Here is a 26222-nt window from a genome sequence, read left to right as displayed (position 1 = left end):
GCCACCTCGACGGGTAACGGGCGCCCGGTCGGGTAGCCTGCCCCCCATGGCGGACACCTCCACCCAGTCGATCGTCATCGCCGCTGCCCCGGACCGGGTGGCGGCGGTCATCTGCGACTTCGCGAGCTATCCGGAGTGGGCCGAGGCGGTCCGCCGGGCCGAGGTGATCGAGGAGTACGAGGACGGGTATGCCAGTCAGGTCCGGTTCACCCTCGACGCAGGGGTACTGGCCGACGAGTACGTCCTAGTCTATTCCTACGCCGAGGACATCTCCCGGATCGAGTGGCACCTGGCCGCCCCGTCGAAGATGCAGAAGTCGCAGCAGGGGTCGTACGACATCGTCGGCAATCCGGACGGTACCTCCACGGTCACGTACACCCTGGCGGTGGAACTGTCCGTGGGGATGCTCGGCATGTTCCGCCGCAAGGCCGAGAAAATGATCATGGACGCGGCGTTGAAGCAGCTCAAGCACCGGGTAGAGACCACAGGTGCGACGCAGTGACGCGGTGCCCGCCGCTGTCGCCACGGTAGAGGAGCCGATCATGGGTGGCGTTGGTCCGGGTTCGGCCCGGGAAGAGGCAGAACGACTGGTCGCCACCGTTCTGGGCGCCGCACGGCTCGCCGCGGCGGCCTCCGGTCCGGGCGGGTGGGGTCCGCTCGGTGAGATGGTGTCCGGTGTCCTGAGTCACACCGATCGCCCCGCCGGTGCCACCGAAGGAGGCTTCGCCACCGGTTCACCCGAGTGCTGCGTCTGTCCGGTATGTCGGGGTATTGCCGCTCTGCGCGACCCGAGTCCCGAGTTCGCCGAACGGCTCGCCACCGGGGCCGGTGACCTGGCCGCCGGCGTGGCGAGCCTGCTCCGGGCGTTCGCCAGCGCGGGAACCGGCGCCGGTGACCCGGGCACGCCGTCGAACGGTACGGCCACCGAGGCCGGACCGGACGCCACAGGCCACGGCCCGACGGCGTCGACCGGGCCGGACGCGGGCACCCCGGCCCGGCCCGCCCCAGCCGGAGCCGACGCCGACAAGGTATGGCGCGAGGCCACCCGTACCAGGCATGATTCTCAGCCGGCACCCGAGCCGGAGGTCTGGGCCGCCGCGACCCGCAGGGCGGGCGCGACCGCCCCGGCCGGCACCGGGGCCGGCACCACCGGACGGAACGACCGGGCCGAGACCCGGTCGCCCGTCGTGCCCGCATCGCGGGCGCCCGGTGAGGTGCCCGACGACCGATCAGGCGACGAGGCCTGAGAGAACACCTGCCCGAACCCCCGACGGCCGCGCGGCCGGTGACGGTGGCGGGACAGCACAGCAGAGGGGAGCGGCAGCGGTGACGCTGACCATCGGAGTCGACGTCGGTGGCACGAAGGTGGCCGGCGGTGTCGTCGACGCCACCGGTGTCGTGGTCGCGCAGACCCGCCGGAACACTCCCGCCGACGACGTCGGTAAGACCCGAGACGTGATCATCGAGGTCGTCACCGAGCTGGTCGCCGGCCGCAACGTCGACGCGGTGGGCATCGGAGCGGCCGGTTGGATCGATGCGACCCGGTCCACGGTGCTCTTCGCGCCCAACCTCGCCTGGCGCGACGAGCCGCTGCGGGCGTACGTCAGCACCGCCGTCGGGCTGCCGGTGATCGTGGAGAACGACGCCAACGTCGCCGCCTGGGCCGAGTTCCGGTACGGCGCGGCCCGCGACGCCGAGGACTCGATGGTCATGTTCACCATCGGCACCGGTGTCGGCGGCGGCATCGTCCTCGGGGGTGAACTGGTCCGGGGCGCCCACGGCATCGCCGCCGAACTGGGTCACATGCTGACCGTCCCGGACGGTCACCAGTGCGGCTGCGGCCGGCTGGGCTGTATCGAGCAGTACGCCAGCGGCAACGCCCTGGTCCGCTTCGCGCGGGCCGGCGCCCGGCAGGAACCGAACCGGGCCGCGGCCCTGCTGGAGCTGGCCGGTGGCGAGGCGGAGGCGATCTCCGGGCTGATGATCACCGCTGCCGCGCGGGCCGGTGACCCGGTCGCCGCCGAGGCGTTCGCCCAGATCGGGCGCTGGCTGGGGACCAGCCTGGCGGACATGGCGCAGATCCTCGACCCGCAGGTGCTGGTGGTCGGCGGTGGCGTGGTCGACGCGGGTGACCTGCTGCTCGGGCCGACCCGACGGTCGTACGCCGACGCGCTGGCCGCCCGGGGCCGACTGCCGGTGGCCGAGATCCTCCCCGCCGAGCTGGGCAACACCGCCGGGGTGATCGGCGCGGCCGACCTGGCCCGGCGGTTGTGACCGTGCCGGACGGGTCGCGCAACGACGGGGTTCCGCTGCGGGTGCTCTCCTACAACGTGCACGGCCAGCGCGACGACACCGCCGCGCTGGCCGCCGTGGTCCGCGCGGCGGCCCCGGACGTGGTCATCGTGCAGGAGGGGCCGCGCCGGTTCCGGTGGCGGCAGAAGTCTGCCTGGCTGGCCGAGTCGCTCGGCATGGTGGTGGCGGCCGGCGGCCTGCCGGCCCTGGGCAACCTGCTCCTGACCAACCTGCGGGTCCGGGTCGACCGGACCTGGTGCCAGCGGTTCCCGCTCACCCCCGGCCGGCACCTGCGCGGCGCGGCGTACGCCGAGTGCGCGGTGCACGGCGCGCGGTTCGTGGTGGCCGGCTCCCACCTCTCCACCGACCCGGCCGAACGCCCCAGCCAGGCGGTGCTGTTCAAGCAGGAGTTGGACGCGGTACGGCTGCCGCTGGTGGTCGGTGCCGATCTCAACGAGAACTCCGCCGGTGCGGCCTGGCGGACCGTCGCCGACGGGTTGACCGACACCGCGGTCGCCGCCGACCGGGCCGACCGGTTCACCTACTCCTGCGGCGACCCGCGCACCCGGATCGACGGTATCTTCGTCGACCCGCGGATGACCGTCGTCGACTACGACGTGCTGGACACCCCGCAGACCCGGCGGGCCAGCGACCACTTCCCGGTCCTGGTCGACCTGCTGCTGCCGACCACGGAGTAGGAGCGTCCGGCGGCGCGACGACCACGAACCGTCGCCGCGCGGGCTGGACAACGGGTGCCGGAATGGAGAGGATTCGGCGGCAACCGGCACTCCTGCCGCGCATAAGGAGATTTCTCGGTGCCCACCTCCACCGACCAGAGCAGCTACGACCCGGATGGGACGCTCTCCCTGACCCCGGACGGCCGGCCGATCCACGACCGGGGCGACACGGTCTGCGTCATCGGCGCCGGAGCGAGCGGCCTCACCACCGTCAAGAACCTCAAGGAGTACGGCTTCGGCGTCGACTGCTACGAGCGGGAGACCGGGGTCGGCGGGGCCTGGAACTGGCGGCACGACCGCAGCCCGGTCTACGCCAGCACCCACCTGATCTCGTCCAAGCCGTTCACCCAGTTCCCGGACTTCCCGATGCCGGACGACTGGCCGGACTACCCGCACCACAGCCAACTGCTGACCTACTTCGAGCGGTACGCCGACCATTTCGACCTGCGCCCGCACATCTGGTTCGGTACCGAGGTGGTCCGGGTCGAGCCGGCTGCCGGGCAGCGCTGGGACGTCACCACCCGCAGCACCGGCGGGTACGGCGCGGAACGCACCTCCCGGTACGCGGCCGTGGTGGTGGCCAACGGGCACAACTGGTCACCGAAGCTGCCCTCGTACGAGGGGCTGGAGAACTTCCGTGGCGAGGTCATGCACGCCTCGTCCTACAAGGACGCCAAGCAGTTGCGCGACCGGCGGGTGCTGGTGGTCGGCGCGGGCAACACCGGTTGTGACATCGCCGTCGAGGCCGCCCAGCAGGCGCGGACCTGCTGGCACTCCACCCGGCGCGGCTACTGGTACGCGCCCAAGTACGTGCTGGGCCGCCCCGCCGACCAGGTCAACGACCGGGCGCTGGCGATGCGGCTGCCGCTCTGGCTGCGGCAGTGGCTCTTCCAGCGGCTGCTCCGGTTCACCGTCGGCGACCTCACCCGGTTCGGGCTGCCGAAACCGGACCACAAGGTCTACGAGACCCACCCGATCGCCAACAGCCAGCTCGTCTACTACGTCGGGCACGGCCGGATCAACCCGCTGCCGGACGTGGCCCGGTTCCACGCGTACGGCGTCGAGCTGACCGACGGCCGGGAGATCGAACCTGATCTGGTCATCTTCGCCACCGGCTACCTGCCGCGCTTCGAGTTCCTCGCCCCGGGCATCCTCGGCGACGACGGGTCCGGTCGGCCCACCCTGCACCTCAACGCCTTCCCCCGGCGGTACCCGACGCTCGCCGTCGTCGGGCTGGTGCAACCCGACTCCGGGATCTTCCCGATCACGCACTGGCAGTCGGTACTGATCGCTCGGCTGCTGCGGCTGCGGCAGGACGTCCCGCAACGGGCCGCCGCATTCGCCGCGAAGGTCGACGCCGCAGCCGGGGAGCGGTACTCCGGCCGGGTCAAGGACAGTAGCCGGCACTGGTTCGAGGTCGGACACGTCGACTACCTGCGCGCCGTGCAGCGCGCCCTGGACGAACTGGAGGCGAGTCCCCAGTGAGCGCGAGGAGCGAGCGTTCCGGGGCCAGTCGCGTGGAACGCGTTGGCGCCGGAATGCGAGTAGAGCTTGCGAGCCCCGCAGTCGCGAACGAGAGGACGGCAGAATGACCACCCGGGAAGGGCTGCGGATCATCCGGTCGCGGGACTGGGCGGATCCGGTCCGTCCGGCCCGCCGGGAGGTGCTCAGCGCCGTCGGTGAGGTCGACGAGGGGCGGTCGCCGCTGCTCTTCGTGCCCGGCTTCGGGCACGGGGCGTGGGCCTTCGAGGAGCACTGGCTGGCGCACGCCGCATCCCGGGGCTTCCCGGCGTACGCGGTCAGCCTGCGCGGGCACGGCGCCAGTGAGCCGGCGCCGGACGCGACGCTGCGGGCGTACCTGCACGACGTGGTCCAGGTGGCGGCGGGCCTGCCCCGGCAGGCGGTGCTGATCGGGCACGGCGCGGGGGCGCTCGTGGTGTCGCACGCCCTGGCCCGCTACCCGGCGCGGGCCGGCGTGTTGGTCGCGCCGGTGCTCGGCGGCTGGGGTGCGTTCGGCACGGCGTTGCGCCGCAACCCGGTCGGCACCCTGCCGGCGGTGTTCGGTGGACCGTTGCGCCTGAGCCGGCGCCAGTTGTTCAGCCGTGAGCTGCCCGAGGCCACCGCCCGGGGGTACGTCGGTCGGCTCGGTAGGGCGGCCCGGCGTGCCCAGTGGCAGTTGCTGACGCACGGGGAGCCGGAACCGGCCGTGGGGCGCCCGCCGGTGCTGGTGCTCGGCAGCCCGGACGACCGGGTGGTCACCCCGTCCGCGCTTGCCCGCGCCGCCCGCCGGTACGGTGGCGCGCCGCTGCTCTTCCCCGGTATGGGCCACGACCTGATGCTCGACGCGCGGTGGCAGGAGCCGCTCGACGCGATCCTGGACTGGCTGACGAAGGACGATCCGACCGGTACCGGCCCGTCCTGACCGTCCCCGAGCCGAGCTGTCCCGAGCCGAGCCGTCCCGAGCCGGGCCTGCGTGCGGCCCGGCCGCCACGGTCACCACCACCACCACCCCGCCGGGTTGATCATGAAGTTGTTGTCGCGACACGCCGATCAGAGTGACAACAACTTCATGATCAACCCCGGGCAGGTCAACCCCGGGCGGGTCAATCCCGGGCGGGTCGATCCCGGCGGGGTGGTGGTGACCGGGGAGGCAGGGGAGCCGGTTCGGCCCGGACCGACGGTCGGTTCAGCCCGGACTGACCACCCGGTTGAGCAGCGAACCGGAGGAGTCCAGGGCGGCCAGGTAGGACCGGGCCCAGGAGTGGATGTCGTGCCGGCTCAGATGGGCCCGCATCGCCCGCATCCGTCCGGTCAGGTCGGTCCGGTCGGCCTGGAGCGCCTCCATCAGGATCAGTTTCAACCCGTCCAGGTCGTGCGGGTTGACCAGGAACGCCTCCGGCAGTTCGGCGGCGGATCCGGCGAACTCGCTGAGCAGCAGCGCCCCGGTGTCGTCCACCCGGGCCGCGACGTACTCCTTGGCGACCAGGTTCATCCCGTCGCGCAGCGGGGTGACCGCCATGATGTCGGCCATCCGGTAGAGCGCGGCCAACTCGGCCCGGTCGAAGGGCTGGGTCAGGTAGTGGATGGCCGGTTCGCCCACCCGGCCGAACTCCCCGTTGATCCGGCCGACCTCCCGCTCGACCCGGTCGCGGAGCACCTGGTACTGGCCGACCCGTTCCCGGCTCGGCACCGCCACCTGCACCAGCACCGTGTCGCGTACCTTGACGTGCCCGTCGGCGATCAGCTCGCTGTACGCCTTGAGCCGCTGCTCGATGCCCTTGGTGTAGTCCATCCGGTCGACGCTGAGGATCACGTGGGCCGGGTTGCCCAGGTCGCGCCGCAGCCGGGCGGCCCGGGCCACCACGTCCGGCCGGGTGGCCAGGGCGGCCATCTCGGCGGTGTCGATGGAGACCGGGAACGCGCCGATCCGGACCTCCCGCCCGTCCAGGCTGATCCGGCGGTCGTCGGCCGGCACGTCGAGCACGTGGGCGACCAGTTGGGCGAAGTTGTGCGCGGCCTGGGCCCGCTGGAACCCGACCAGGTCGGCGCCGAGCATCCCGCGCAGCAGTTCGGCCCGGCGGGGGAGTTGCATGAACAGCTCCGGCGGCGGGAAGGGCACGTGCAGGAAGAACCCGATCCGCAGGTCCGGCCGCAGTTCCCGGAGCAGGCCGGGGACCAGTTGCAGGTGGTAGTCCTGCACCCAGACCACCGCGCCCGGCTCGGCCGCCTCGGCGGCGGCCTCGGCGAACCGCTGGTTGACCCGCTGGTACGCCTCCCACCAGCGCCGGTGGTAGACGGGCTGCTCGACCGCGTCGTGGTAGAGCGGCCAGAGGGTGGCATTGGCGAAGCCCTCGTAGTGGTCCCTGACATCCTCGGCGGTCAACGGCACGGTGTGCATCCGTACGCCGTCCACGTCGGCGAGGGCGGGTGCCGGGCCGGTGCCCCCGGCCCAGCCGACCCAGGTGGCGGGGGTCTGTCGGAGGAGCGGGTGGAGCGCACTGACCAGCCCACCGGGGCTGCGGCGCCATTCGCAGGCGCCGTCCGGCGCCACGCTGTCGTCGATGGGCAGGCGGTTGGCAACCACCACGAGAGAACTCTGTCGCATCCCGGGCATCTCGATCCGCAAGCGGGGACCACCCAGCAACGAGGAAACCGGGCAGTCCGGGAGGGGAGTGACGTGCAGCCGTATTCCTACTGACGGTAAGTTACACCAGTGTTACCAACGGGGTGGGGCGGGATCCCGTCCCGCGATGCGGTCGGTGGACACGGTTGTCCGGATCAGACCACCGCGCCGTTGTCCGGGTCGTCGTCGTCCTCCTCGTCCCCGGGACGCAGCCGCCACACCAGCGTGACGAAGCCGGACAGGATGCCGGTGAAGCCGAGCAGGGTGGCCACCGCCCGGTCCACCGGCAGCAGCTCGGGAAAGACGAAGAGCGCGAAGCCCACGGTGATCGCCAGTACGCCGGCCACCGCGTACTTGGAGACCTGCGGCAGTGGCGGTGGCGGCGGCGGGGTGTAGCCCTCGTCCGAGTCGTCGGGCAGGTCGGCGCCGAAGGTGTCCAGCCCGTCCAGCAGCGAGCCGTCGGACCGGTCCCGGGTGACCGAGACGCCGGAGATGTCGGCGGCGAACGGCAGCCGGCGTACGCCCGTGGTGGTGGCGCCGCCCTCGTCGCTGCCGCCGCGCCCGGTCGGCGACGGGTCGGTGGCGGCGCGGGGGCTGTCCGGGGTGATGTCCTCGGCGGTCGGCCACGGCACGGTCCCACCCGTCGGGGCGGTGTGGTACCCGGCGATGATCCGGGCCCACTCGGCGTCGATGTCCGGTTCGGCGGGGGGTGCCGGCTGCTCCGGCCGGTCGCCGTCGGCGAGCTGGCTGAGGTAGTCCCGGGCGGTGGTCAGGTGCGACCGGTCGACGTAGAGCCGGTCCACCGGCCGGGCCGGGACGGTGGTGGTGCGGGTCACCGGGTTCAGGTCGGCCGACGGTTGGAGATAGGCGGCGATCCCGCCGGCGGCGAGGACGTCCAGCAGGTGTTCACCGACCCGGGGGTCCACGTCACCGGCGACGGCGTACTCCGTCGCGTCGAGCCCGTTGTCCCGCCGACCCCGGCGTGCCCCACCCGCTGACACCGGACTTCCTCCTCACCCGGCGCACGCGCGCCCCCACCCCGACCCGGTCGCCGCGACGTGGCACCACGCGGCCGGCGTGGGGGCGACCGGACGTCACCCGTACGCCGTGCATGAATCGTGACACGACGGTGGCCGGTTCCGGGAGTGCGTTGTGGCGCGGCGTACCCGGTTCGTAGGCTCATTGCCGACAGTTCCGCCCGTCCGTCCGCGTCGGGTCGTCGGTCCACCGGCTCGTGACCTGGCCCGGACCGCCGGCCGGCGGGAACGCGGGCATCTCTCGGGAAGGACACCGGTGCTGTACTGGCTGATGAAGTACATCATCCTCGGCCCCTGGCTGAGGCTGATCTTCCGACCTCAGGTCGAGGGGAGGGAGCACGTTCCCGACTCGGGCGCCGCCATCCTGGCCAGCAACCACCTGTCCTTCTCGGATTCGATCTTCATGCCGTTGATCGTCAAGCGAAAAGTGACATTCGTTGCCAAAGCCGAGTACTTCACCGGCCGCGGGCTCAAGGGCTGGCTGACCAGACAGTTCTTCGTCGGTACCGGGACGATCCCGGTCGACCGCTCCGGGGGCCGGGCCGCGCAGGCCGCCCTCGACACGCAGCTCGAGGTGCTCCGGGCCGGCAACCTCGCCGGCATCTACCCGGAGGGCACCCGATCCCCGGACGGCCGGCTCTACCGGGGCAAGACCGGCGTGGCCCGGCTGGCCCTGGTCAGCGGTGCCCCGGTCATCCCGGTGGTGATGCTCAACGCCGACGAGATCCAGCCGCCCGGCAAGCTGATCCCGAAGATCAAGCGGGTCCGGATCCGGTTCGGCGCCCCGCTGGACTTCTCCCGCTACGCCGGTCTCGCCGCCGACCGGTTCGTGGAGCGGGCGGTCACCGACGAGATCATGTACGAGCTGATGGAACTCTCCGGCCGCGAGTACGTCGACATGTACGCCCAGAAGGTCAAGAACCAGCAGGCCGAGGAGCAGGCCCCGGCGGTCTCCGCCGGTCGGCTCGCCGCCTGACCGTCGCGGGGCGCCGCCGGCCGGCCTCAGCCGGCGGCCCTCGCCAGGAGCAGCAGCCCCGGTGCCCGGTTGCGGTCGGCGAAGGCGCGTACCTCGGCCACCGCCTGCGCGGCGGCGGTCACCGCACCGGCCCGGGCCAGCTCACCGGCGGCCAGGGCCAGCGCCAGCAGTTGGTCGGTGGTGTCCGGGATGTGTGCGTACAGCTTGGCGGCGGCGGCGTGCAGCTGGGCGGCCCGGTCGTGGTCGCCGTCGGCTCCGGCCAGCGCCGCGGTCACCGTCTGCATCGCCGCGTCGGCCCAGATGGTGCGGTGTCCGACCCGGTCCAGCATGCCGCGCACCCGCACGGCCGCGTCCCGGCCGGTCAGGGCGGCGGCGTACGCGGCTGCGCTGACCCACTCGCCGCTGGCCAGGGCGGGTACCCCGGACCAGGAGGTGGCCAGCTCGTCGAGGAGTTCGTCGGCCTCGGCGTACCGGCCCTGCAACGCCCGGCAGAACGCGGCCAGCCCCACCATGGTCCAGTGCACCCGGTGGAAACCGCTGCGTCGGGCGGTCTCCAGCGCCTCGGTCACGTCGTCGCGCCCGTCGCCTGGCTCACCTGCGACCCCCGGTACCGGCTCGTCGCGCAGTACCCGCAGACAGGCCCGCAGTCCCCGGACCTGCATGTCCCAGCGACCGCTCGGCGTGTCCACGAACGCGTCGGCGGCGGTCAGCAGCCGACCGAAGTCCCCGTCGAAGTAGGCGCGCATCGCCTCGTTGGAGTAACCGGTGGTCAGCGCGGTACCGCCCTCGACCGTGCCGAGCAGCTCGCGGGAGCGGATCCAGTCGCCCTCCTCGCGCAGCGCGTAGGCGAGGTTCTGCACCGCCCGGGGCAGCGCGAAGAGCTGGTGGATCCGGCAGAACTCGGTGGCCGCGTGCAGCTCGTCCAGGCCGCCACGGTCGCCGGCCTGGTAGCGGGCCGCCGCGACGGTGATCCGGGCGTTGGTCTGGGTCTCCACCAGCCCGAGCCGCTGGGCGATGGCGCCCGCCGTACCGGCCGCCGCGATCGCCGGGTCCCGTTCGTAGTTGAGCATGTGCAGCCGGCCCAGCTCCGCGTACGCGTCGGCCTTCGGCTGGGTGTCCGGCAGGCCGTCGAAGAGCTTCACCGCCCGGTCCAGGCAGGCCAGCGCGGTGTCCCGGTCGGCCCGCAACCAGGCGGCCTGGCCGAGCAGCGTCCAGGCCCGGGCCGCGCAGGCCTGGTCGCCGTGCGCCAGCAGCCGGTCGGCCAGCGCGGTCAACTGTCCGGTGCCGCCTCCGGAGAGGAAGGCGGGCCCGTCCCGGTGGAACGAGATCTCCGTGCTCAGCAGTTCCAGCTGCAACCGGCCCAGCGGGTCGTCGACGTCGTCGGCCAGGGACAGCGCCCGACCGGCGTGGCTGGCCGCCGCGTCCAGGGCGTGCAGCGCGTACGCCCGCCGGGCCGCCCGGTGCAGCGCCTCCCGGGCCGCCGGGGCGTACTGGTCGGTGTCCACCCCGAGGGTGCGGGCGATCTCGTGGGCCGCCCAGCGGTGGTGCGCCAGCACCTCGGCCAGGTCGGTGTCCCGCCCCCGGGACAGCGCGTCGAGCCAGTCGGCGGTCCGCTCGTGCCGGGCCACCCGCTCGGTACGCGGCAGCCGCTGGTAGCAGACGTCCCGGACCAGGATGTGCCGGAACCGGTACTCCGGCTGCCCGGCCATCACCGAGGAGCGCTGCTCGTGGACGAAGTCGCGCTGCTCCAGCCGGCGCAGCGCCCGCTCCACCGACTCGACCGGGCGGCCCAGCGCGGCGGCCACCGCCCCCGGCCAGAACTGCATCCCCACCACCGACGCGGCCAGCAGGACGGTACGGTCGGAGGCGTCGAGCAGGTCGACCCGGTTGGCGATGACCGCGTGCACGCTGTCCGGCATCGGCAGGTCGCTCTGCTTCTCCAGCGACCAGCCCCGCCCCGACTGGCGCAGCGCACCCTGCTCGATCAGCATCCGCACGTACTCGTGCGCGTAGAGCGGGTTGCCGTCGGCCACCTCGACCAGGGGCGCCAGCATCTCCGACGGGAACGCCGTCGCACCGAACATGTGCTGGTAGAGCGAGGCGATGCCGGTGTTGCGCAACGGCGGCAGGGTGATGGTCAACGAGCCGGTCATCGTCCCCGCCCAGCTCGGGTCCCGGTCCACCAGCTCGGGCCGTGCGGTGCAGAGCACCAGCAGCGGCACGTCCCGGGCGGAGGCCCCGAGCAGCTCGACGAAGCGCAGCATCGCCTCGTCGGCCCAGTGCAGGTCCTCGAAGACCAGCACGGTGGGACGCCGGGCGGCCAGCGCCACCAGGAACCGCCGCCACGCCGACTCGGTCTCCTCCGGCGGCAACGGCGTACCGGGCAACCCGATCAGCGGGCGCATCGTGTCCACCAGCCGGTCCGCCTCGGCCGGACCCACCAGCCCACCCACCGCCGCCGCCAGCCGGTCCACCGCCACGCTGGCCGGGTCGGTGTCCAGGATGCCCGCCTCGGCCTTGACGATGTCGGCCAGCGCCGCGAACGTGACGTTCTCCCCGAACGGCGGGCACCGGCCGGTACGCCAGGTCAACGGGTCGTCCACCAGCCGCTCGGTGTGCCGGTACAGCTCCCGGACCAGCCGGGACTTGCCGATCCCGGCCCGGCCGAACAGGGTCACCACCTGCGGCACCTGCTCCCGGATCGTCCGGTGCAGGGCGTTGACCAGCAACCCCAGCTCGTGTTCCCGGTCGATCAGCGGGGTCGCGTCGGACTCCCGGTCCGGGTACTGGGCCTGCACCGGCTCCCGGGCCAGCCACACCTCGGTCGGCGACGAGCGCCCGCGCAGGGTCACCGGCGGCTGCTCGTCGTAGCGGATCGCGTTCTTCGTCAGGGCGTACGTGTTGCCGCACACCAGCACCCCGCCGGGCGGCGCCACCGACTGCATCCGGGAGGCGGTGTTCACCACGTCACCGGCGACGATCGCCTGCCCACCGTCCCGGGCGGCGGCCACGTCCACCAGCGCCTCCCCGGTGGCCACCCCGACCCGGAAGCGGAGCTGGTCGGCCCCGGTCGGCGCGAACCGGGTCAGCACCCGTTGCAGCTCCAGACCCGCCCGGACACAGCGCAACGCGTCGGTCTCGGTGGCCACCGGTGCACCGAACAACGCCATCACCGCGTCCCCGATGTACTTCTCCACCACCCCGCCGTACTGCCCGACGACCCGGCGGGCGGCAGAGAAGAAGCCGGTCTGCATGCCCCGGACCAGCTCCGGGTCGGCCCGTTCCACGTACGGCGTGAAGTCGATCAGGTCGACGAAGAGCACGCTGACCCGACGCCGGTCCTCCTGCGGCGTCCCGGCCGGCGGGGCCCCCGCCGTGCGTGGCTTGCCGCACGAGGTGCAGAAGGCGGCGTCAGCGGCGAGCGAGTAGCCGCAGTGCGGGCAGGCCGAGGCCAGCTCCGTCCCGCAGCCGCCGCAGAAGCGGTCGTCGGGAGCGGGGTTCCGACCGCACTGGGCACAGGGAGCGCGAATGCCGTCCTCCTGCTCTCGCGGACCGGCGGGCCGACGCGACGCCGGTGGATGCCATTGGATCGGATGCGGGCGACCTGGCGGTCACCAGGTCCGAGTATCGCTATCAGCGCACACTGTCGGGAACCGGGCTGTTGGCTAACGGACACTCGTTCGGCCGGTTGATCGTGTCAGCCGGAAGCTACAGTCAGGCAACCGAGTGAATGATCACCTGTAGGGAGACACATCCATGGTTTACGTTCGGCTGGACGGGGAGTGGACCGACGCTGACGGGGTCGACCACGCGGCCGGGGAGATGGTCGACGTGGACGCCGCGACGCTCGCGCAGCTACAGGCGCAGGGCATCGTCGGTGAGGGCACCGACTGGGCCGGCCCGACCGGCGGCCAGGACGGCACCGACTGGGCGGGGCCGACCAGCACCACCCCCTGATCGACCCACAGCATCCGTCCCGCAGACCACCCGGCCTGCGGGACGTTCTGTTTTCACCGCACGTTCCGGTTGCCGGCCCGTCGGCGGCCAGCAACCGGCTGACCTCCGTCGCCGGTGGTCGGACGCCGCTGCGGAACGCGTTCCACGGCCGGCTCTGCGCGCCCGACCGGGCGGGTACGCTGCGGTACCGGCCGCAGACCGCAGACCAGGTGCCGCTGTCGACCGGGCTCCCGGGTCAGCGGTCGTTCATGCCCGCCCGGCGGCGCAGGGCGGCCACGTCGGTCACCACGATCCGTCGTCCCTCGGTACGCAGCCAGCCCCGGCTGGCGAACGAGCCGATCGCCTGGTTGACGCTCTGCCGCGAGCCGCCCGCCATCTCCGCGAGCTGGCTCTGGTTCAACTCGATGGTGATCATCGGCGCCTGGCTCTCCCCGGCGAGCCGGACCAGGGTCTTGGCCACCCGACCCGGCAGGTCGAGGAAGACATGGTCGGCGTTCTGCTCGGTGAGCCGGCGGATCAGCCCGCCGAGCGACCGCATCACCGCGTCCAGGATGCGCGGGTTGGAGTGCACCAGCTCCATGAACGCGCCCCGGGACAGCGCCAGCGCGGTGCAGTCCTCGATGGCCTCGGCGGACGCGGACCGGGTGGACGCGTCGAGCAGCGACACCTCACCGAGCACATCGGGCGGTCGGACGACCGACAGCACCGCGCGTTCGCCGGTCGGGGCCGTCCGGAACACCGCCACCGCGCCCCGGCGCAGCACGATGAGGGACTCGCCGGGGTCGTTCTCCACGAAGAGCAACTGGCCCTTCCGGTACGTCCGGGGCACCGCTGCGGCGATCACCCGCTGGCGCACCTCCGGCTCCAGACCCGCGAACATCTCGACACCCGTGAGCGCATCTCCCGGCTCCGGCAGGCGAACCTCCACGGCCCAACCCCTCCCCGGTTTGAAAACCACATCCCGCCGCCCGGCCGGCCGTCGGCCGTCGCGGGGGTGAACTGACACCGGTCACCTGCCGGTAGCGGTACACATCAGATCATGACGGTCGTGTCGCGTGCTGTACACCCCTCAAATCACTTCCGTGACAGTCATGAGCTGCGGAAGCCGCCATTCTGAACAGGAGAGCCGCTGCTGGGTGGGGGCCGTACGGGGGCACGGCGGGTCTCAGGTCGCGGGGGGCCGCGGCCGGTCGGTGGAGGGCATCGGGGCTACACCGGCCGGCCGCGGCGGGGGGACTTGCGCCCCCGCCGTACCGGTCCACCCAGGCGTGGACCAGGATGGCGGTGATGGTTTACCGCTATTTCTACGACTGTGAGTTCATCGAGGACGGTCGGATCGTCGACCTGGTCTCCATCGGTGTCGTCGACGAGTACGGCCGTGAGTTCTATGCGGTCTCCACCCAGTTCGACGACTCCCGCGCGGTCCCCTGGGTCCGCCGCAACGTGCTCAACCGGCTTCCCTCGCCGGCCGACCCGGCCTGGCGCTCCCGCGAGCGGATCCGCGACGATCTCTACGAGTTCCTGCTGGAACCGGTCCGTGACCGGCCGGGCGAGAAGCTGGAGCTCTGGGCCTGGTACGCGGCGTACGACCACGTCGCGTTGGCCCAGTTGTGGGGAGCGATGCCGGCACTGCCCCGGGAGATCCCCCGGTTCACCAAGGACCTCCGGCAACTCTGGGACGACCGGGGTTGTCCGCCGTTGCCCGATGCTGCCGCCGACCGGCACGACGCGCTGGTCGACGCCCGGCACAACCTCGCCCGCTGGCGCGCGATGACCCGCTGACCGGGGCGCCCGTTCCGGTCGGCCTCCCGTTTCCGGCGATCTATAGGGAAAACTGCCGGCTAGAGCCGTTTTGACCGATCTGTCCGGATGTCGCCGGGCGGCGAGCATCGACCAGGTACGCACGCGAGGCGGAGCCGACCGGGTGAACCCGGCAGACGGGCCGAGGTGGCCGGACAGCCGGACAGTCGGGTACGGACCGGGTGCCGTTACCCCGGGGCGCGCTGTCGTCGCCCGAGCAGGGCTACTACAGTTCGCAGTGACGGCCCGCCCCGGGCCGGCAATGGCGCCGACGGTCTGACCTGACTCTTATCCTGGGGCTTGAACGGGCTTACCTGAAGCTCCAGGAGGATGAGCAGATCATGCGTATCGGCGTGCTCACCGGCGGTGGCGACTGCCCAGGTCTCAACGCAGTAATCCGGGCGGTGGTCCGTAAGGGCGTCGCCAGCTACGGTCACGAGTTCGTAGGTTTCCGGGACGGCTGGAAGGGCCCGCTGGAGGGCCTGAGCAAGCCGCTGGGCATCGCGGAGGTGCGGGGCATCCTGCCGCGCGGTGGCACCATCCTCGGCTCCTCGCGGACCAACCCGTTCAAGATTGAGAACGGCGTCGAGCGGATCAAGGACAACCTGGCCGCGCAGGGCGTGGACGCGCTCATCGCGATCGGCGGCGAGGACACCCTCGGCGTCGCCACCAAGCTGCACGAGCTGGGTGTCAACGTGGTCGGCGTGCCGAAGACCATCGACAACGACCTCGGCGCCACCGACTACACGTTCGGGTTCGACACCGCGGTCAACATCGCGATGGAGGCGATCGACCGGCTGCACACCACGGCGGAGAGCCACCACCGCACCCTGGTCGTCGAGGTGATGGGCCGGCACGCCGGCTGGATCGCCCTGCACGCCGGTCTCGCCGGTGGCGCCAACGTGATCCTGCTTCCGGAGCGGCAGTTCGACGTCGAGCAGGTGGCCGGCTACGTCGAGAAGCGCTTCCAGCACCAGTACGCCCCGATCGTGGTGGTCGCCGAGGGCGCCCAGCCGCTCGACGGTCAGATGGTGCTGCACAACCAGGAGCTGGACGCCTTCGGCCACGTCCGCCTCGGCGGCATCGGCCAGTGGCTCGCCGAGCAGCTCGAGGCCAAGACCGGCAAGGAGGCCCGGACCGTCGTTCTCGGCCACATCCAGCGCGGTGGCACCCCGACCGCCTTCGACCGGGTGCTCGCCACCCGGCTCGGGCTCCAGGCGATCGACGCCGCGCACGAGGGTGACTGGGGCAAGATGGTCGCCATGCAGAGCACGGACATCGTCCGGGTGCCGCTCGCCGAGGCGACCCGCGAGCTGAAGACCGTGCCGCTGGAGCGCTACGAAGAGGCCGAGGTCTTCTTCGGTAGCTGACGCCGCCCGCCTCCGGCGTGTTCCCCCCGGCTCCGGGCGGGGACACGCCGGCGCGGACGTGGCGGCTTCCGCCTGCGGTCGGGCGTCACCCGATGGTGGCGCCCGACCGGTGTTGCGGACTGCGGGGGCGGGTGCGGGCGCCCGGCGGGTACGTCGGACGGCCAGACGATCGGGCACGTGGGAAGGGCAGGCGGGGATGGCACCGGGTACACCCACGGTCGCGGTGATCGGCGCCGGCAAGATCGGTGAGCTGATGCTCTCCGGGCTGCTGCGGGCCGGCTGGCCGGCGGCGAAGCTGCTGGCGACCGCGCGGCGGCAGTCCCGCGCGGAGGAACTGGCCACCCGGTACGGGGTACGGGTGGTGGACAACCTCACCGCCGTCAACGAGGCGCAGGTGCTCGCCGTCTCAGTCAAGCCGCAGGACGCCGGCGCGCTGCTCGACGAGATCGGCCCCAAGGTGCCCGCCGACAAGCTGGTCATCTCGCTCTGCGCCGGTCTGCCGACCACCTTCTTCGCCCGGCGGCTGCCCGAGGGCACCCCGGTGGTCCGGGTGATGACCAACACGCCCGCCCTGGTCGACCAGGCGATGAGCGCGATCTCCGCCGGGGCGCACGCCACCGGGGAGCACCTGGCCCTGGCCGAGGAGATGTTCAAGCCGCTCGGGTCCACCATCCGGGTGCCGGAATCGCAGCAGGACGCGGTGACCGCGCTCTCCGGGTCCGGCCCGGCCTACTTCTATCTGCTCGTCGAGGCCATGATCGACGCGGGCATCCTGCTCGGTCTGCCCCGGCAGGTCGCGCACGAGCTGATCGTGCAGACCGCCATCGGTTCGGCGGTGATGCTGCGGGACTCCGGCGAACACCCGGTGAAGCTGCGCGAGGCGGTCACCTCGCCGGCCGGTACCACCATCTCCGCCATCCGTGAGCTGGAGAACCACGGCGTCCGGGCCGCGCTGCTCGCCGCCCTGGAGGCGGCCCGCGACCGCGCCCGCGAACTGGCCGCCCAAGCCGACTGAGGTGTAAGGAAGGGCCCCCGCTTAACGCTTTCGGTAGAGCAGGGGCCCCTTATTAACACCTGGCGTCCGCAGCCGGCCCTGCTGGCGTCCACCTGTGCATACCCGTGACGCTGCCCCGCCGCGACTCTGGTCTGCGGGGCGTCCGACAGGACGGCCGGTTCCCACGCCCTGGTACGCCTACGCCTGGCGTGACAACGACCAAAACTGGCATAGCGTCGCCGCGTGGTCGGGATGCGCCACGAGCCCTGGCGGGATCACTGTCGAGGTCCGCCCGGCCCGGCCGCTGCGCACGGGGCACTGCGGATGGTTCCGGCGCTACCGGTGGGTGCGGGAAGTGTCAACGCCGCTTCCATTGACATCTCCCGATCAGTAAGTCATATCCGGTGTGGCGGAATGCTTGCGGTGTCAAAGAGTTTACCTCGATCCTGCCGTCGTTCTATCGACCGGGCATGGCGACGGATCTGCCGGGGTGGATGCAGGAAGGGCTGATGGCACCGGGCACCGCCTTCTCCTCATCAGTTCTGGCTGTCGTCAGCCAGGGAAAGGTGCCTCCTGTGACTGCGAACCGACTCGCCGACCCGGTGATCACCCTGTTCCGGGTGGTCGTGGGGTTGTTGTTCGTGCTGCACGGTGCGGCCTCGCTCTTCGGAGTCTTCGGCGGTAACCGGGGCAGCGGGCAGGCCATCGAGTTCGGCGTCTGGCCGGGCTGGTGGGCGGCTGTGATCCAGTTCGTCGGGGGCCTGCTGGTCCTGGTCGGACTCGGTACCCGGATCGCCGCCGTCATCTGCTCCGGCTCGATGGCCTACGCCTACTTCGTGGTACACCAGCCGAGCTCGCTGCTGCCGATGAACAACGGCGGTGAACTGGCCACCCTGTTCTGCTGGTCGTTCCTGCTCATCGCCGTCGTCGGCCCCGGCCGCTGGGCGCTGGACAGCCTACTGGCCCGGCGTACCGGCCCGGCCCGCCGTTCGGAACTGGCCGCCACCTCCTGACCGGCACCGGGGCGCCAGGTCGGTGGACCGTCACCGACCTGGCGCCCCGGTGAATCCGGTCGGCCCTGGCGCGACCAGATCAGGTACGCGGCAGGGTCTCCAGCGGCCACTCCAGGCTGACCGTCTCGGTCCGGCCCTGCCGGTCGAAGTACGCCCGGAGGTCGCGGGACTGCTCCGCGTACCAGTCGATCTGCGCCTTGTGCAGCACGTCCAGCGGCATGCCGGCGATCCGCTCGTGGCGCGCCGCGATGGCCGCCGCCAACTCGGCGGCGGCACGGGCGTCGCTGGCCGCCTCGTGGGCGTTGGTCAGCTTCACCTGGTAGTACGCGCAGAGGTCGGCGAGCTGGCGCCGGCCGGACCAGTACGGCTCCACCTGCCGGTGCAGGACCGACGGGTCGATGACGACTGCCTGGCCCCAGTCGACCGGGGGCAGGCCGTGCCGGGCCAGCTCGGTGTGCAGCGCGGTCACGTCGTACGGCGCGCAGAAGGCGACCAGCGGAGTGCCGGCGGCGATCAGACCGGTCACGGCGGCGTGCAGCTCGGCGAGCGCCACCCTGGCCGGTCGTCCGTCGGCGCGTACCCGCTCGTCGGTGATGCCGTGCCGGTCGGTCGCATCCGGTGGGATCGGCACCCCGGGGTCGATCAGCCAGTCCGTCTGGCTCCCGTCCCGGTGTACCAGGGCGGCCGAGATGATCCGGGTCCGCATCGGGTCGGGGTCGGTGCCCTCGACGTCGAAGCCGACCAGCGGCAGGTCGTGCCAACCGGGGTGGCCGCCAGGCGCCGGTGCGATCCGCGCCGGGGCGCACTCGTGGTGGTACGTGTTCCAGCGCCCGTCTTCCTTGAGCGCCTGGCCGGCACCGGCGTCGACGCGTTGCTGACAGGTCTGGCAGCGGCCCGGGTATCTGTTGATCACGGGGGAGGGGCTCCTACCGATCGGCTGGGTGATCTTGTAGCAGCCTGCATGGTTGATCATCGTGCCGGCGGTATCGAGTTGTTGTCGGAAAGCCGTCACAGCGTTGCGGGGATACCTGGCTGGTTAAGCGGGGGCCCTTCCTATACCGAAAGCGATAGGAAGGGCCCCCGCCTTACATCTCAGCCCGGTCAGGGCAGGTCGGCGTACCGGCGGGCGGCGGCCAAGGCGGCGCGGACGGTGGCCGCGTCGACCGGCTTCTCGCCCTCCCAGGTGTCGGGGTTGCGCGAGTAGAGGTGCGCGTAGGCGGCGGTGTCCCGCTGGAACCGCCATCCCTCGGCGAGCGGTCCGGCGTCGACGGTGTCGTAGCCGAGCGCGTCGAGGAACGTGGTCACCGTGGCCTTGGCCGCCGGGTCGTCCCCGGCGATGGCCAGCGCGCTGCGGTCCGTGGCCCCCGCCGGTCGGGGCAGCGCGAGCAGGTGCTTGAAGTAGATGTTGTTGAACGCCTTGACCACCTTCGACGTCGGCAGGTGCCGCTGGAGGAGCTCACTGGTGGTGGTCGACTCGTCGTCCAGTTCGGCGATCTGCCCGTCGCGCTGTGGGTAGTAGTTGTTGGTGTCGATGACGATCTTGCCGGCGAGCGGCTCGACCGGGACGCTGCGGTAGGCGGCCAGCGGGATGGTCACCACCACCAGATCACCGGCTGCGGCGGCCTCCACCGGGGTGGCGGCGCGGGCCCGGGGACCGAGTTCGTCGACCAGCCCGGCCAGCGTCTCCGGTCCCCGGGAGTTGCTCAACACCACGTCGTACCCGGCGGACACGGCCAGCCGGGCCACCGTGCCGCCGATCTTGCCGCTGCCGATCAGTCCAAGAGTTGTCATGCCCCGCCCCAACTCCGGTTGACGCCCTGACATTCCCCGATCCCTGCGATGAATGTCATATGCGTCGATGACCTGGGGTTTCATCGGGAGTCGGGCGGGTGTTCACCTCGGTGGGCGCAGGACGCCAGCCGGACTTGGTTGACTCCGCAGCCATGACAGAACTTTCCACGACTGATCCGGCGGACGATCAGTCCGCCAGTGTCTCCCGGCGAACCGTGCTCGGCGTGTTCGCCGGGACCGCGGCGGCGACCGCCACCGTCGCTTTGACCGGGCAGCCTGCGGCCGCCGGTCCCGACGACGAGGTGGACACCGGGGTACCGTCGCCGCGACTGGGCGGCCGGCCGCTGCTCTGCGAGCCTTACCTGCTGGATCCGCAACCGTCCAGCGTGTACGTGGTCTGGCACACCGAGGAGTCCGGCACCGGCCAGGTGGTGCTGGTCGGTACGGGTGTGACCGGGATGGACGACCCGGCGGCCCTGGACGCGGCCACCGGCCAGCGCGGCTCCGGACCGGGCTGGCGACGGGTGGTGGCCGAGACCCGCCGGCTGAGCCGGACCCGGGAGGACGCTGCCTCGGCGGTACCCGGCCGTACCTACGGCGCCGTGGTGGACCGGCCGGTGTACCGGCAGTTGGCCCGGGTCACCGGGCTGGGCGCCGGACGGACGCCGTACCGGGTCGTCTCGGTGGACCACCGGGGGAGGGCCACGGTGAGCGCCGCCTACACCCTTGCTCCGGCGGTACCCCGCAGGTCACCGGTACGCCTGCTGCTCACCAGTGACCACCAGCTCAAGACCATGACCCCGGCCAACCTGGAGAAGGTCGCCGAGACCGTCGGGGTACGCCTGGACGGCGTGCTCTTCGCCGGTGACCTGGTCAACGTGCCGGACCGGGCCAGCGAGTGGTTCGACAGCACCACCGGGTTGGCGTTCTTCGCCGGGCTGACCGGGCGGGGCCGGCGGACCATCGCCGGCCGGACCTACCGGGGTGCCCCGCTGCTCCAGCACACGCCGCTCTTCCCGGCGATCGGTAACCACGAGGTGATGGGACGCTGGTCGGACACCGCCGGGCTGGACAGCCAGTTCAACGATCCGCACCCGGTGGAGGTGGCCCGCGCCCGCTGGCTGCGTGACCGGCCGCAGGGCGTGGACGAGGCGACCTGGCTGGCCGAGCAGTCCTGGGACGTGACGACCTACGAGGAACTGTTCCCGTACCCGCGCAGCGCAGCCGGCGGCCCGCGCTGGTGGTCGCGGACCATCGGGGACGTGCACCTGGTCACCCTGTTCGCGACTCAGATCTGGCGGTCGGCGTCGCCGACCGGGCGGGGCAAGTTCCAGGAGGCGCAGGCCGACCTGGCCGACCCCGACCGGTGGGGTTACGGACAGTTCATCTTCGAGCCGGTGAAGCGGGGCTCCCGGCAGTACCGGTGGCTGGAGAGCGAGCTGGCCTCAGCCGAGGCGCGGCGGGCCAGGTACCGGGTGGTGATGTACCACCACCCGGGGCACGGGCTCGGCGACAACTCGGCACCCCCGTTCACCGACCCGGTCCAGCGGATCACCCGGGACCCGGTCACCGGCGCGGTCACCGCCGTCAGCTACGAGTACCCGCTCGCCGACGACCACATCCTGCGCGATCTGGAGCCGCTCTTCTCGTCGGCCGGGGTGGACCTGGTGCACAACGGCCACTCGCACCTGTGGAACCGGTTCCGCAACGCGGCCGGGGTGAACTGGTTGGAGACGTCGAACGTCGGCAACAGCTACGGCGCGTACGACGTCTCCTCGGGAGCGGCGCGCAACCTGCCCGACAAGCCCGACCACATCCGGCAGGGTGACCCGGGCGGGCTGAGCCCGGTCGTGCCGACCATCGCCCCGCTCACCGATGCCGCCGGCAGGCCGCTGCCCTACGTCGCCAGCAACGACATCACGGTCTTCTCCGTGCTGGACTCGGCAGCCGGTGTGGTGCGCTCCTACCGGTTCGACACCCGCGCCCCGGACTCCCCGGTGGTGCTGTTCGACGAGTTTCCGCTGGCCTGACGGGTGGCCGCAGGACGCTGTCCCGCCCCGGGTACGGGTCCGGGGTGGGACAGCGCGGCGGTCGGCCCCGGTTCGGTCGGCTCCGACCGGGACTCGGCCCCGGCCGGTGCTCAGCCCCAGATCGCGGCGGCCCACTCCGGGTGGTCGACGAACGGGTTGCGGTTGCCCTGCCAGCGGTCGTAGATGACCTGGTTCCGGCGCTTCTCGAAGGCGTCCGGCGGGTCCATCTGGTTCCACTGCAACAGCACCGACATTCGGCCGTGGTACGGCGCCGTGCCGTTGTTGACGTTGTTGTTCATCTCCAGGTTCGGCCAGCCGTCGTTGCCCTCGTACCGGATCGCCATGTACATGATCATTCGGGCGACGTCGCCCTTGACCGCGTTGCGCGGTTCGAAGGAGTCACTGTCGGTGTAGTTGCCCGGTGCCTCGGCGACCTGGGTGCCGCCGATGTCGAAGTCCTTGTTGCCCCGGGTGGAGTTGACCGTGACGTCGGTCGGGCGCAGGTGGTGGACGTCGGTGCCCGGGCCGGTCGTGGTGCCGAAGTCACCGTGCGACTTGGCCCAGACGTGCTCCCGGTTCCAGTCGTCGACACCGCCACCGTTGCTGGACTTGCTCTGCGACCGGCCGGTGTAGAGCAGGATGACGTTGTTCGCGTTGTTCGGGTCCTGGTCGGTGTCCTTCAGTGCCGTCCACACCTGGTCGTACGACAGCTTCGTCTGCGTCCGGATGATGCTGTGCAGGGCGCTGCGCAGGCTGGTGCCGGTCTTGCCGATCGCGCTGGCATAGTACGTCGAGTCGTACCCGCCGCCGGGGGTGCCGGTCGGGCTGGGGCTCGCGGTGGGGGACTGGGTGGGGGTGGGCGTGGTGCCGGTCAGGGTCATCGCCGTCGGGTCCTTCAACCCGCCGTGCGAGAAGTACGCGGTGAGCATCCCCGTGACGGTGACCGACCGGCCGAGCAGACCAGGGTTGGTCAGCAGGCCGAAGGAGCTGCGGTAGGCGCTGGTCACCTGGACGTAGAGCATCCGGGAGGTGCTGGTCTCGGCCGCCGAGTCGGCGATCGCGATGGCGGTGTCGCCGGTGAAGTTCGATCTGATGACCGTGGTCGAGGCGATCGGTTGACCGACCACGTACCCGGTGACCGTCGCCGACCGTCCATCCTGGGCGCCGAGGGCCTGGGCCACGGTCAGGGCGGCGGCCGCCGACGCGGATGCCGCCACGACGGGTACGCCGACCACGAGCGCCAGCGCGAAGGCCAGCAGCAGACGTCGGCGGGTCCCCGCCGATCTCCCAATATTCATGGATGGCGATGCTAGTCGACGTTCGGTGTCGCGAGAAGGTGTCCGTCGTCAAGGGAGGGTGAACCGGGGATGTCCGGATGGGTCAGGTTTTGACCCCTGGCACCCCTAAAGAAACAGCGACAGCCTTCCATCTGCAACTATTAAATGATATCTATCTCCCACTGATCACATCCTCCTAACCCCCGGGAGTGCGACGTGCGGAGACCCCGTCTCGTAAGCCTCGCCCTGAGCCTGACTGCGGCTCTCGGCGCCACCCTCGCGTTGGCGGTTCCCGCCCAGGCAGCGGCCACCGACCACTACGTCGCACTCGGCGACTCGTACTCCTCCGGTGTGGGCGCCGGAAGCTACACCAGTGAGAGCGGCTCGTGTCAGCGCAGCACCAACGCCTATCCGGCGCTGTACGCGGCCAACATCAGGCCCGCGTCCTACCGGTCGGTCGCCTGCTCGGGCGCCACCACGGCCACCGTCATCAACACCCAGCTCTCCGCGCTCAGCTCGACCACCACCCTGGTCAGCGTCAGCGTCGGTGGCAACGACGTCGGCTTCGCGAACATCATGACCACCTGCGTGCTCTACGGCACCACCGAGTGTGTCGCTGCGGTCGACGCGGCGATGGTCAAGGCCCGCAACCAGCTGCCCGGCCTGCTCTCGAACGTCTACAACGGAATCAAGACCCGAGCGCCGAACGCCCGCGTGGTGGTCCTCGGCTACCCGGTCTTCTACCAGCTCAACACGCTCTGCGTCGGGCTCAGCGACACCTCGCGCGCCAAAATCAACGAGGGTATCAACCTGGTCGACGACATCACCCGCAGCGCCGCGGTCGCCAAGGGCTTCAAGTTCGCCGACGTGCGGTCGATCTTCGTGGGGCACCAGCTTTGCAGCTACGGTGAGAAGTGGCTGCACGCCCTGAACTACCTCAACCTGGGCATCTCGTACCACCCGACGGCGGCCGGCCAGTCCGGCGGGTACTACCCGGTCTTCCGCTCGGCCGCAGGCTGATCCGCTCCGCCTGTCCATTACGTCTGATCCGTCAGGGTGCCTGATCCGTCAGGGCGCCTGATCCGTCCACCGGGCCCCACCGTGCGCGCCGCGCGGTGGGGCCGCCGGTCGTACGGCTGTGGAGCCTCGCCGACGTGGCACCGCTCGGCGGTGGTCCCGCCGTCCGCACCTCACCACCTGCCGCATCGTCCGCCACCTGGGCTTTTGGGAGGTGCCCGACGACGGCCGGTGGGAGGGCGATGTGGGGGACGGCGGGCCTTTCGAGCTGCTCCGTCTGCGCTAGCGCGCCCGTGGACATCCGCACCTGCTGCGGCGTCCGGACACCGCCCGACCCGGGCGTCAGGGCCGGCGTGCCACCGGGCGCCGTGGAGTCAGGGCCGGCGTGCCACCGGGCGCCGTGGAGTCAGGGCCGGCGTGCCACCGGGCGCCGTGGAGTCAGGGCCGGCGTGCCACCGGGCCAGGGATGGCGACAGGCTCCGGCGGCGGCGCGAGGTTCCGGTCGGCTCCGTGCAGGGGCGTCGGGAGGCGACGGTCAAACCTGACGTCGTACCCGGTCGGAGCCGTGGCCGGCCGGTGGTGGTCAAGCCCGCGACAGCGGTAGCGGCGCCAGCACGAACGGAGCAGCTCGACAGCGGTTCGATCCGACCCACCTGTTTGATGCGCTCGGTGAGGTTGCTCGTGTCCACCGCCGACCTGCGCCCGTGCTGGCCGGCGCTGGTCGGGCCGTTGACCTGCCCGGCGCCGGGTCACCCCGGTGCCGGCCCGGCGTGTCGGACGGGTGCGCTACGGTCTGCGGCACACGATCATCCGGGTGAAAGGCGGGTCCGACCGTGGGTACCTGGGCTGCGGGACCGTTCGACAACGACGTGGCGGCGGACTGGTGCGGTGCGCTCGACGACGCGGAGCCGGCGGCGCGAGCGGCGATGGTCGAGCGGATCCTGCGGGAGGTCGTCGACGAGCGGGACTACCTCGACTCGTGGCCGGCGTCGAAGGCGGTCGCGGCGGCCGCCATCGTAGCCGGTCAGCTGCCCGGCGGTCCGCCGGTCGACTCGGCGTACGCCCCGGATTTCGTCACCTCGGGCGGGCACCTCGACCTGCCGGGGCACGTGCCGGCGCTCGCCGTCCAGGCCCTCGACCGGATCCTCGGCGCCGACTCCGAGCTGCGGGAGCTCTGGGACGAGTCGGACGGCTCGGCGGCCCTGATCGCCGAGTTGGCGCCGATCCGGGCCGCCCTGGAGTCGGGCACCCCGGCCGGGCGGTAGGACACCCGGGTCCGCTGGCTAGACCGCTCCTACCTGGCCGGGCCGCTCCTAGCTGGCCGGCAGTACCCGCTCGATCGTCGTCCGCAGTTCGGTCGAGTTTGGCTCGACCGTGGGCGCGAACCGGGCCACCACCTCGCCGTCCGGTGCCACCAGGAACTTCTCGAAGTTCCACCGGATGTCGCCGGTGTGCCCGTCGGCGTCCGGAGTGGAGACCAGCGCGGCGTAGAGCGGATGCCGGCCGGGCCCGTTGACCTCCACCTTCTCCGTCAGCGGGAAGGTCACCCCGTAGTTCACCTGGCAGAAGTCGGCGATCTCGTCGGCGCTGCCCGGTTCCTGCCCGGCGAACTGGTTGCAGGGCACCCCGAGCACGACCAGCCCGCGGTCGGCGTACCTGTCGGCGAGCGCCTGTAGTCCGGCGTACTGCGGGGTCAGGCCGCACTTCGAGGCGACGTTGACGACCAGCAGGGCGCGCCCACGGTACGCGGCCAGGTTGGCCGAGCCGCCGGTCAGCGCGCCGATCTCGGTGTCGAAGATGCTCATGCG

General features: G+C 71.8%; 23 protein-coding genes. 15 read left to right on the top strand and 8 right to left on the bottom strand.

Annotated features, from left to right (window positions below):
• Positions 1–46: 46 nt before the first annotated feature.
• The 6 genes from V6U90_RS00500 to V6U90_RS00475 all read left to right on the top strand — a co-directional run bounded on the left by V6U90_RS00500 (position 47) and on the right by V6U90_RS00475 (position 5451).
• A complete protein-coding gene (locus V6U90_RS00500) occupies positions 47–502 on the top strand; it encodes an SRPBCC family protein (RefSeq protein WP_334430465.1) in 456 nt (151 codons plus the stop codon).
• 40 nt (positions 503–542) lie between these two features.
• A complete protein-coding gene (locus V6U90_RS00495; RefSeq protein WP_334430852.1) occupies positions 543–1247 on the top strand; it encodes a hypothetical protein in 705 nt (234 codons plus the stop codon).
• Positions 1248–1326: 79 nt separating this feature from the next.
• A complete protein-coding gene (locus V6U90_RS00490) occupies positions 1327–2274 on the top strand; it encodes an ROK family glucokinase (protein WP_334430463.1) in 948 nt (315 codons plus the stop codon).
• A gap of 2 nt (positions 2275–2276) precedes the next feature.
• Positions 2277–2990 carry an endonuclease/exonuclease/phosphatase family protein gene (locus V6U90_RS00485; RefSeq protein ID WP_334430461.1) on the top strand — a complete coding sequence of 238 codons (714 nt, stop codon included), beginning with the start codon at positions 2277–2279 and terminating at the stop codon, positions 2988–2990.
• 117 nt (positions 2991–3107) lie between these two features.
• A complete protein-coding gene (locus V6U90_RS00480) occupies positions 3108–4514 on the top strand; it encodes a flavin-containing monooxygenase (RefSeq protein ID WP_334430460.1) in 1407 nt (468 codons plus the stop codon).
• 103 nt (positions 4515–4617) lie between these two features.
• Entirely contained in the window at positions 4618–5451 is an 834-nt protein-coding gene (locus tag V6U90_RS00475) for an alpha/beta hydrolase (RefSeq protein WP_334430458.1), read from the top strand.
• A 264-nt stretch (positions 5452–5715) separates the two neighbouring features.
• Here the strand turns inward: V6U90_RS00475 and V6U90_RS00470 are convergent, their stop codons facing one another.
• Positions 5716–7134, bottom strand: coding sequence for an alpha,alpha-trehalose-phosphate synthase (UDP-forming) (locus V6U90_RS00470; RefSeq protein WP_334430457.1), 1419 nt, complete (start codon positions 7132–7134; stop codon positions 5716–5718).
• Positions 7135–7307: 173 nt separating this feature from the next.
• Positions 7308–8153, bottom strand: a complete 846-nt coding sequence (locus tag V6U90_RS00465; RefSeq protein WP_334430456.1) for a DUF308 domain-containing protein — start codon at positions 8151–8153, stop codon at positions 7308–7310.
• Between the two features lie 292 nt (positions 8154–8445).
• Between V6U90_RS00465 and V6U90_RS00460 the strand changes: the two genes are divergently transcribed.
• Positions 8446–9165 carry a lysophospholipid acyltransferase family protein gene (locus V6U90_RS00460; RefSeq protein WP_334430455.1) on the top strand — a complete coding sequence of 240 codons (720 nt, stop codon included), beginning with the start codon at positions 8446–8448 and terminating at the stop codon, positions 9163–9165.
• 26 nt (positions 9166–9191) lie between these two features.
• Here V6U90_RS00460 and V6U90_RS00455 read toward each other — a convergent pair whose 3' ends face one another.
• The gene (locus tag V6U90_RS00455; protein ID WP_334430851.1) at positions 9192–12695 is read right to left on the bottom strand and encodes an adenylate/guanylate cyclase domain-containing protein; all 3504 of its coding nucleotides are present in this window, start codon (positions 12693–12695) and stop codon (positions 9192–9194) included.
• Positions 12696–12921: 226 nt separating this feature from the next.
• On the opposite strand from V6U90_RS00455, the gene V6U90_RS00450 reads away from it, so the two are divergent.
• Positions 12922–13122: a hypothetical protein gene (locus V6U90_RS00450; protein WP_208817181.1), complete on the top strand. Its 201-nt coding sequence runs from the start codon at positions 12922–12924 to the stop codon at positions 13120–13122.
• A 235-nt stretch (positions 13123–13357) separates the two neighbouring features.
• Here the strand turns inward: V6U90_RS00450 and V6U90_RS00445 are convergent, their stop codons facing one another.
• On the bottom strand, positions 13358–14050 hold the full coding sequence (locus tag V6U90_RS00445) for a Crp/Fnr family transcriptional regulator (protein ID WP_334430454.1): 693 nt from the start codon (positions 14048–14050) through the stop codon (positions 13358–13360).
• Positions 14051–14409: 359 nt separating this feature from the next.
• Here V6U90_RS00445 and V6U90_RS00440 point away from each other — a divergent pair, with 359 nt between their 5' ends.
• The 4 genes from V6U90_RS00440 (at position 14410) to V6U90_RS00425 (ending at position 18299) form a co-directional block, all read left to right on the top strand.
• Positions 14410–14904, top strand: coding sequence for a polyadenylate-specific 3'-exoribonuclease AS (locus V6U90_RS00440; protein WP_334430452.1), 495 nt, complete (start codon positions 14410–14412; stop codon positions 14902–14904).
• A gap of 359 nt (positions 14905–15263) precedes the next feature.
• A complete protein-coding gene (locus V6U90_RS00435) occupies positions 15264–16292 on the top strand; it encodes a 6-phosphofructokinase (protein ID WP_334430451.1) in 1029 nt (342 codons plus the stop codon).
• Positions 16293–16488: 196 nt separating this feature from the next.
• Positions 16489–17307: a pyrroline-5-carboxylate reductase gene (proC, locus tag V6U90_RS00430; RefSeq protein WP_334430450.1), complete on the top strand. Its 819-nt coding sequence runs from the start codon at positions 16489–16491 to the stop codon at positions 17305–17307.
• 554 nt (positions 17308–17861) lie between these two features.
• Positions 17862–18299 carry a DoxX family protein gene (locus V6U90_RS00425; protein WP_334430449.1) on the top strand — a complete coding sequence of 146 codons (438 nt, stop codon included), beginning with the start codon at positions 17862–17864 and terminating at the stop codon, positions 18297–18299.
• A gap of 79 nt (positions 18300–18378) precedes the next feature.
• On the opposite strand, the gene V6U90_RS00420 is transcribed toward V6U90_RS00425, so the two are convergent.
• A complete protein-coding gene (locus V6U90_RS00420) occupies positions 18379–19212 on the bottom strand; it encodes an exonuclease domain-containing protein (protein ID WP_334430448.1) in 834 nt (277 codons plus the stop codon).
• Between the two features lie 188 nt (positions 19213–19400).
• A complete protein-coding gene (locus V6U90_RS00415; protein WP_334430447.1) occupies positions 19401–20090 on the bottom strand; it encodes an NADPH-dependent F420 reductase in 690 nt (229 codons plus the stop codon).
• A gap of 224 nt (positions 20091–20314) precedes the next feature.
• Here V6U90_RS00415 and V6U90_RS00410 point away from each other — a divergent pair, with 224 nt between their 5' ends.
• Complete coding sequence (locus V6U90_RS00410) at positions 20315–22120, top strand: metallophosphoesterase family protein (protein WP_334430445.1); 1806 nt, start codon at positions 20315–20317, stop codon at positions 22118–22120.
• 110 nt (positions 22121–22230) lie between these two features.
• Here V6U90_RS00410 and V6U90_RS00405 read toward each other — a convergent pair whose 3' ends face one another.
• Positions 22231–23418 carry an endonuclease gene (locus tag V6U90_RS00405; protein ID WP_334430444.1) on the bottom strand — a complete coding sequence of 396 codons (1188 nt, stop codon included), beginning with the start codon at positions 23416–23418 and terminating at the stop codon, positions 22231–22233.
• Positions 23419–23613: 195 nt separating this feature from the next.
• On the opposite strand from V6U90_RS00405, the gene V6U90_RS00400 reads away from it, so the two are divergent.
• Both V6U90_RS00400 and V6U90_RS00395 read left to right on the top strand, forming a co-directional pair.
• Complete coding sequence (locus V6U90_RS00400; RefSeq protein ID WP_334430443.1) at positions 23614–24417, top strand: SGNH/GDSL hydrolase family protein; 804 nt, start codon at positions 23614–23616, stop codon at positions 24415–24417.
• An 830-nt stretch (positions 24418–25247) separates the two neighbouring features.
• The gene (locus tag V6U90_RS00395; protein ID WP_334430442.1) at positions 25248–25679 is read left to right on the top strand and encodes a DUF4259 domain-containing protein; all 432 of its coding nucleotides are present in this window, start codon (positions 25248–25250) and stop codon (positions 25677–25679) included.
• Between the two features lie 48 nt (positions 25680–25727).
• Here V6U90_RS00395 and V6U90_RS00390 read toward each other — a convergent pair whose 3' ends face one another.
• Entirely contained in the window at positions 25728–26219 is a 492-nt protein-coding gene (locus V6U90_RS00390; RefSeq protein ID WP_334430440.1) for a glutathione peroxidase, read from the bottom strand.
• Positions 26220–26222 lie beyond the last annotated feature (3 nt).

Origin of the sequence: Micromonospora sp. CPCC 206060 (assembly GCF_036906895.1) — a bacterium.
In the GTDB taxonomy this organism is placed as follows: Bacteria; Actinomycetota; Actinomycetes; order Mycobacteriales; family Micromonosporaceae; genus Micromonospora.
This window is presented reverse-complemented; position numbering and strand designations above follow the sequence as displayed.

Excerpts from the sequence above, each read along its gene's own strand:
- V6U90_RS00500 (WP_334430465.1), top strand. The coding sequence starts at position 47 with ATGGCGGACACCTCCACCCAGTCGATCGTCATCGCCGCTGCCCCGGAC.
- V6U90_RS00440 (WP_334430452.1), top strand. The coding sequence starts at position 14,410 with ATGGTTTACCGCTATTTCTACGACTGTGAGTTCATCGAGGACGGTCGG.
- V6U90_RS00415 (WP_334430447.1), bottom strand. The coding sequence starts at position 20,090 with ATGACAACTCTTGGACTGATCGGCAGCGGCAAGATCGGCGGCACGGTG.
- V6U90_RS00405 (WP_334430444.1), bottom strand. The coding sequence starts at position 23,418 with ATGAATATTGGGAGATCGGCGGGGACCCGCCGACGTCTGCTGCTGGCC.
- V6U90_RS00450 (WP_208817181.1), top strand. The coding sequence starts at position 12,922 with ATGGTTTACGTTCGGCTGGACGGGGAGTGGACCGACGCTGACGGGGTC.
- V6U90_RS00435 (WP_334430451.1), top strand. The coding sequence starts at position 15,264 with ATGCGTATCGGCGTGCTCACCGGCGGTGGCGACTGCCCAGGTCTCAAC.
- V6U90_RS00495 (WP_334430852.1), top strand. The coding sequence starts at position 543 with ATGGGTGGCGTTGGTCCGGGTTCGGCCCGGGAAGAGGCAGAACGACTG.
- V6U90_RS00390 (WP_334430440.1), bottom strand. The coding sequence starts at position 26,219 with ATGAGCATCTTCGACACCGAGATCGGCGCGCTGACCGGCGGCTCGGCC.
- V6U90_RS00475 (WP_334430458.1), top strand. The coding sequence starts at position 4,618 with ATGACCACCCGGGAAGGGCTGCGGATCATCCGGTCGCGGGACTGGGCG.
- proC (WP_334430450.1), top strand. The coding sequence starts at position 16,489 with ATGGCACCGGGTACACCCACGGTCGCGGTGATCGGCGCCGGCAAGATC.
- V6U90_RS00470 (WP_334430457.1), bottom strand. The coding sequence starts at position 7,134 with ATGCGACAGAGTTCTCTCGTGGTGGTTGCCAACCGCCTGCCCATCGAC.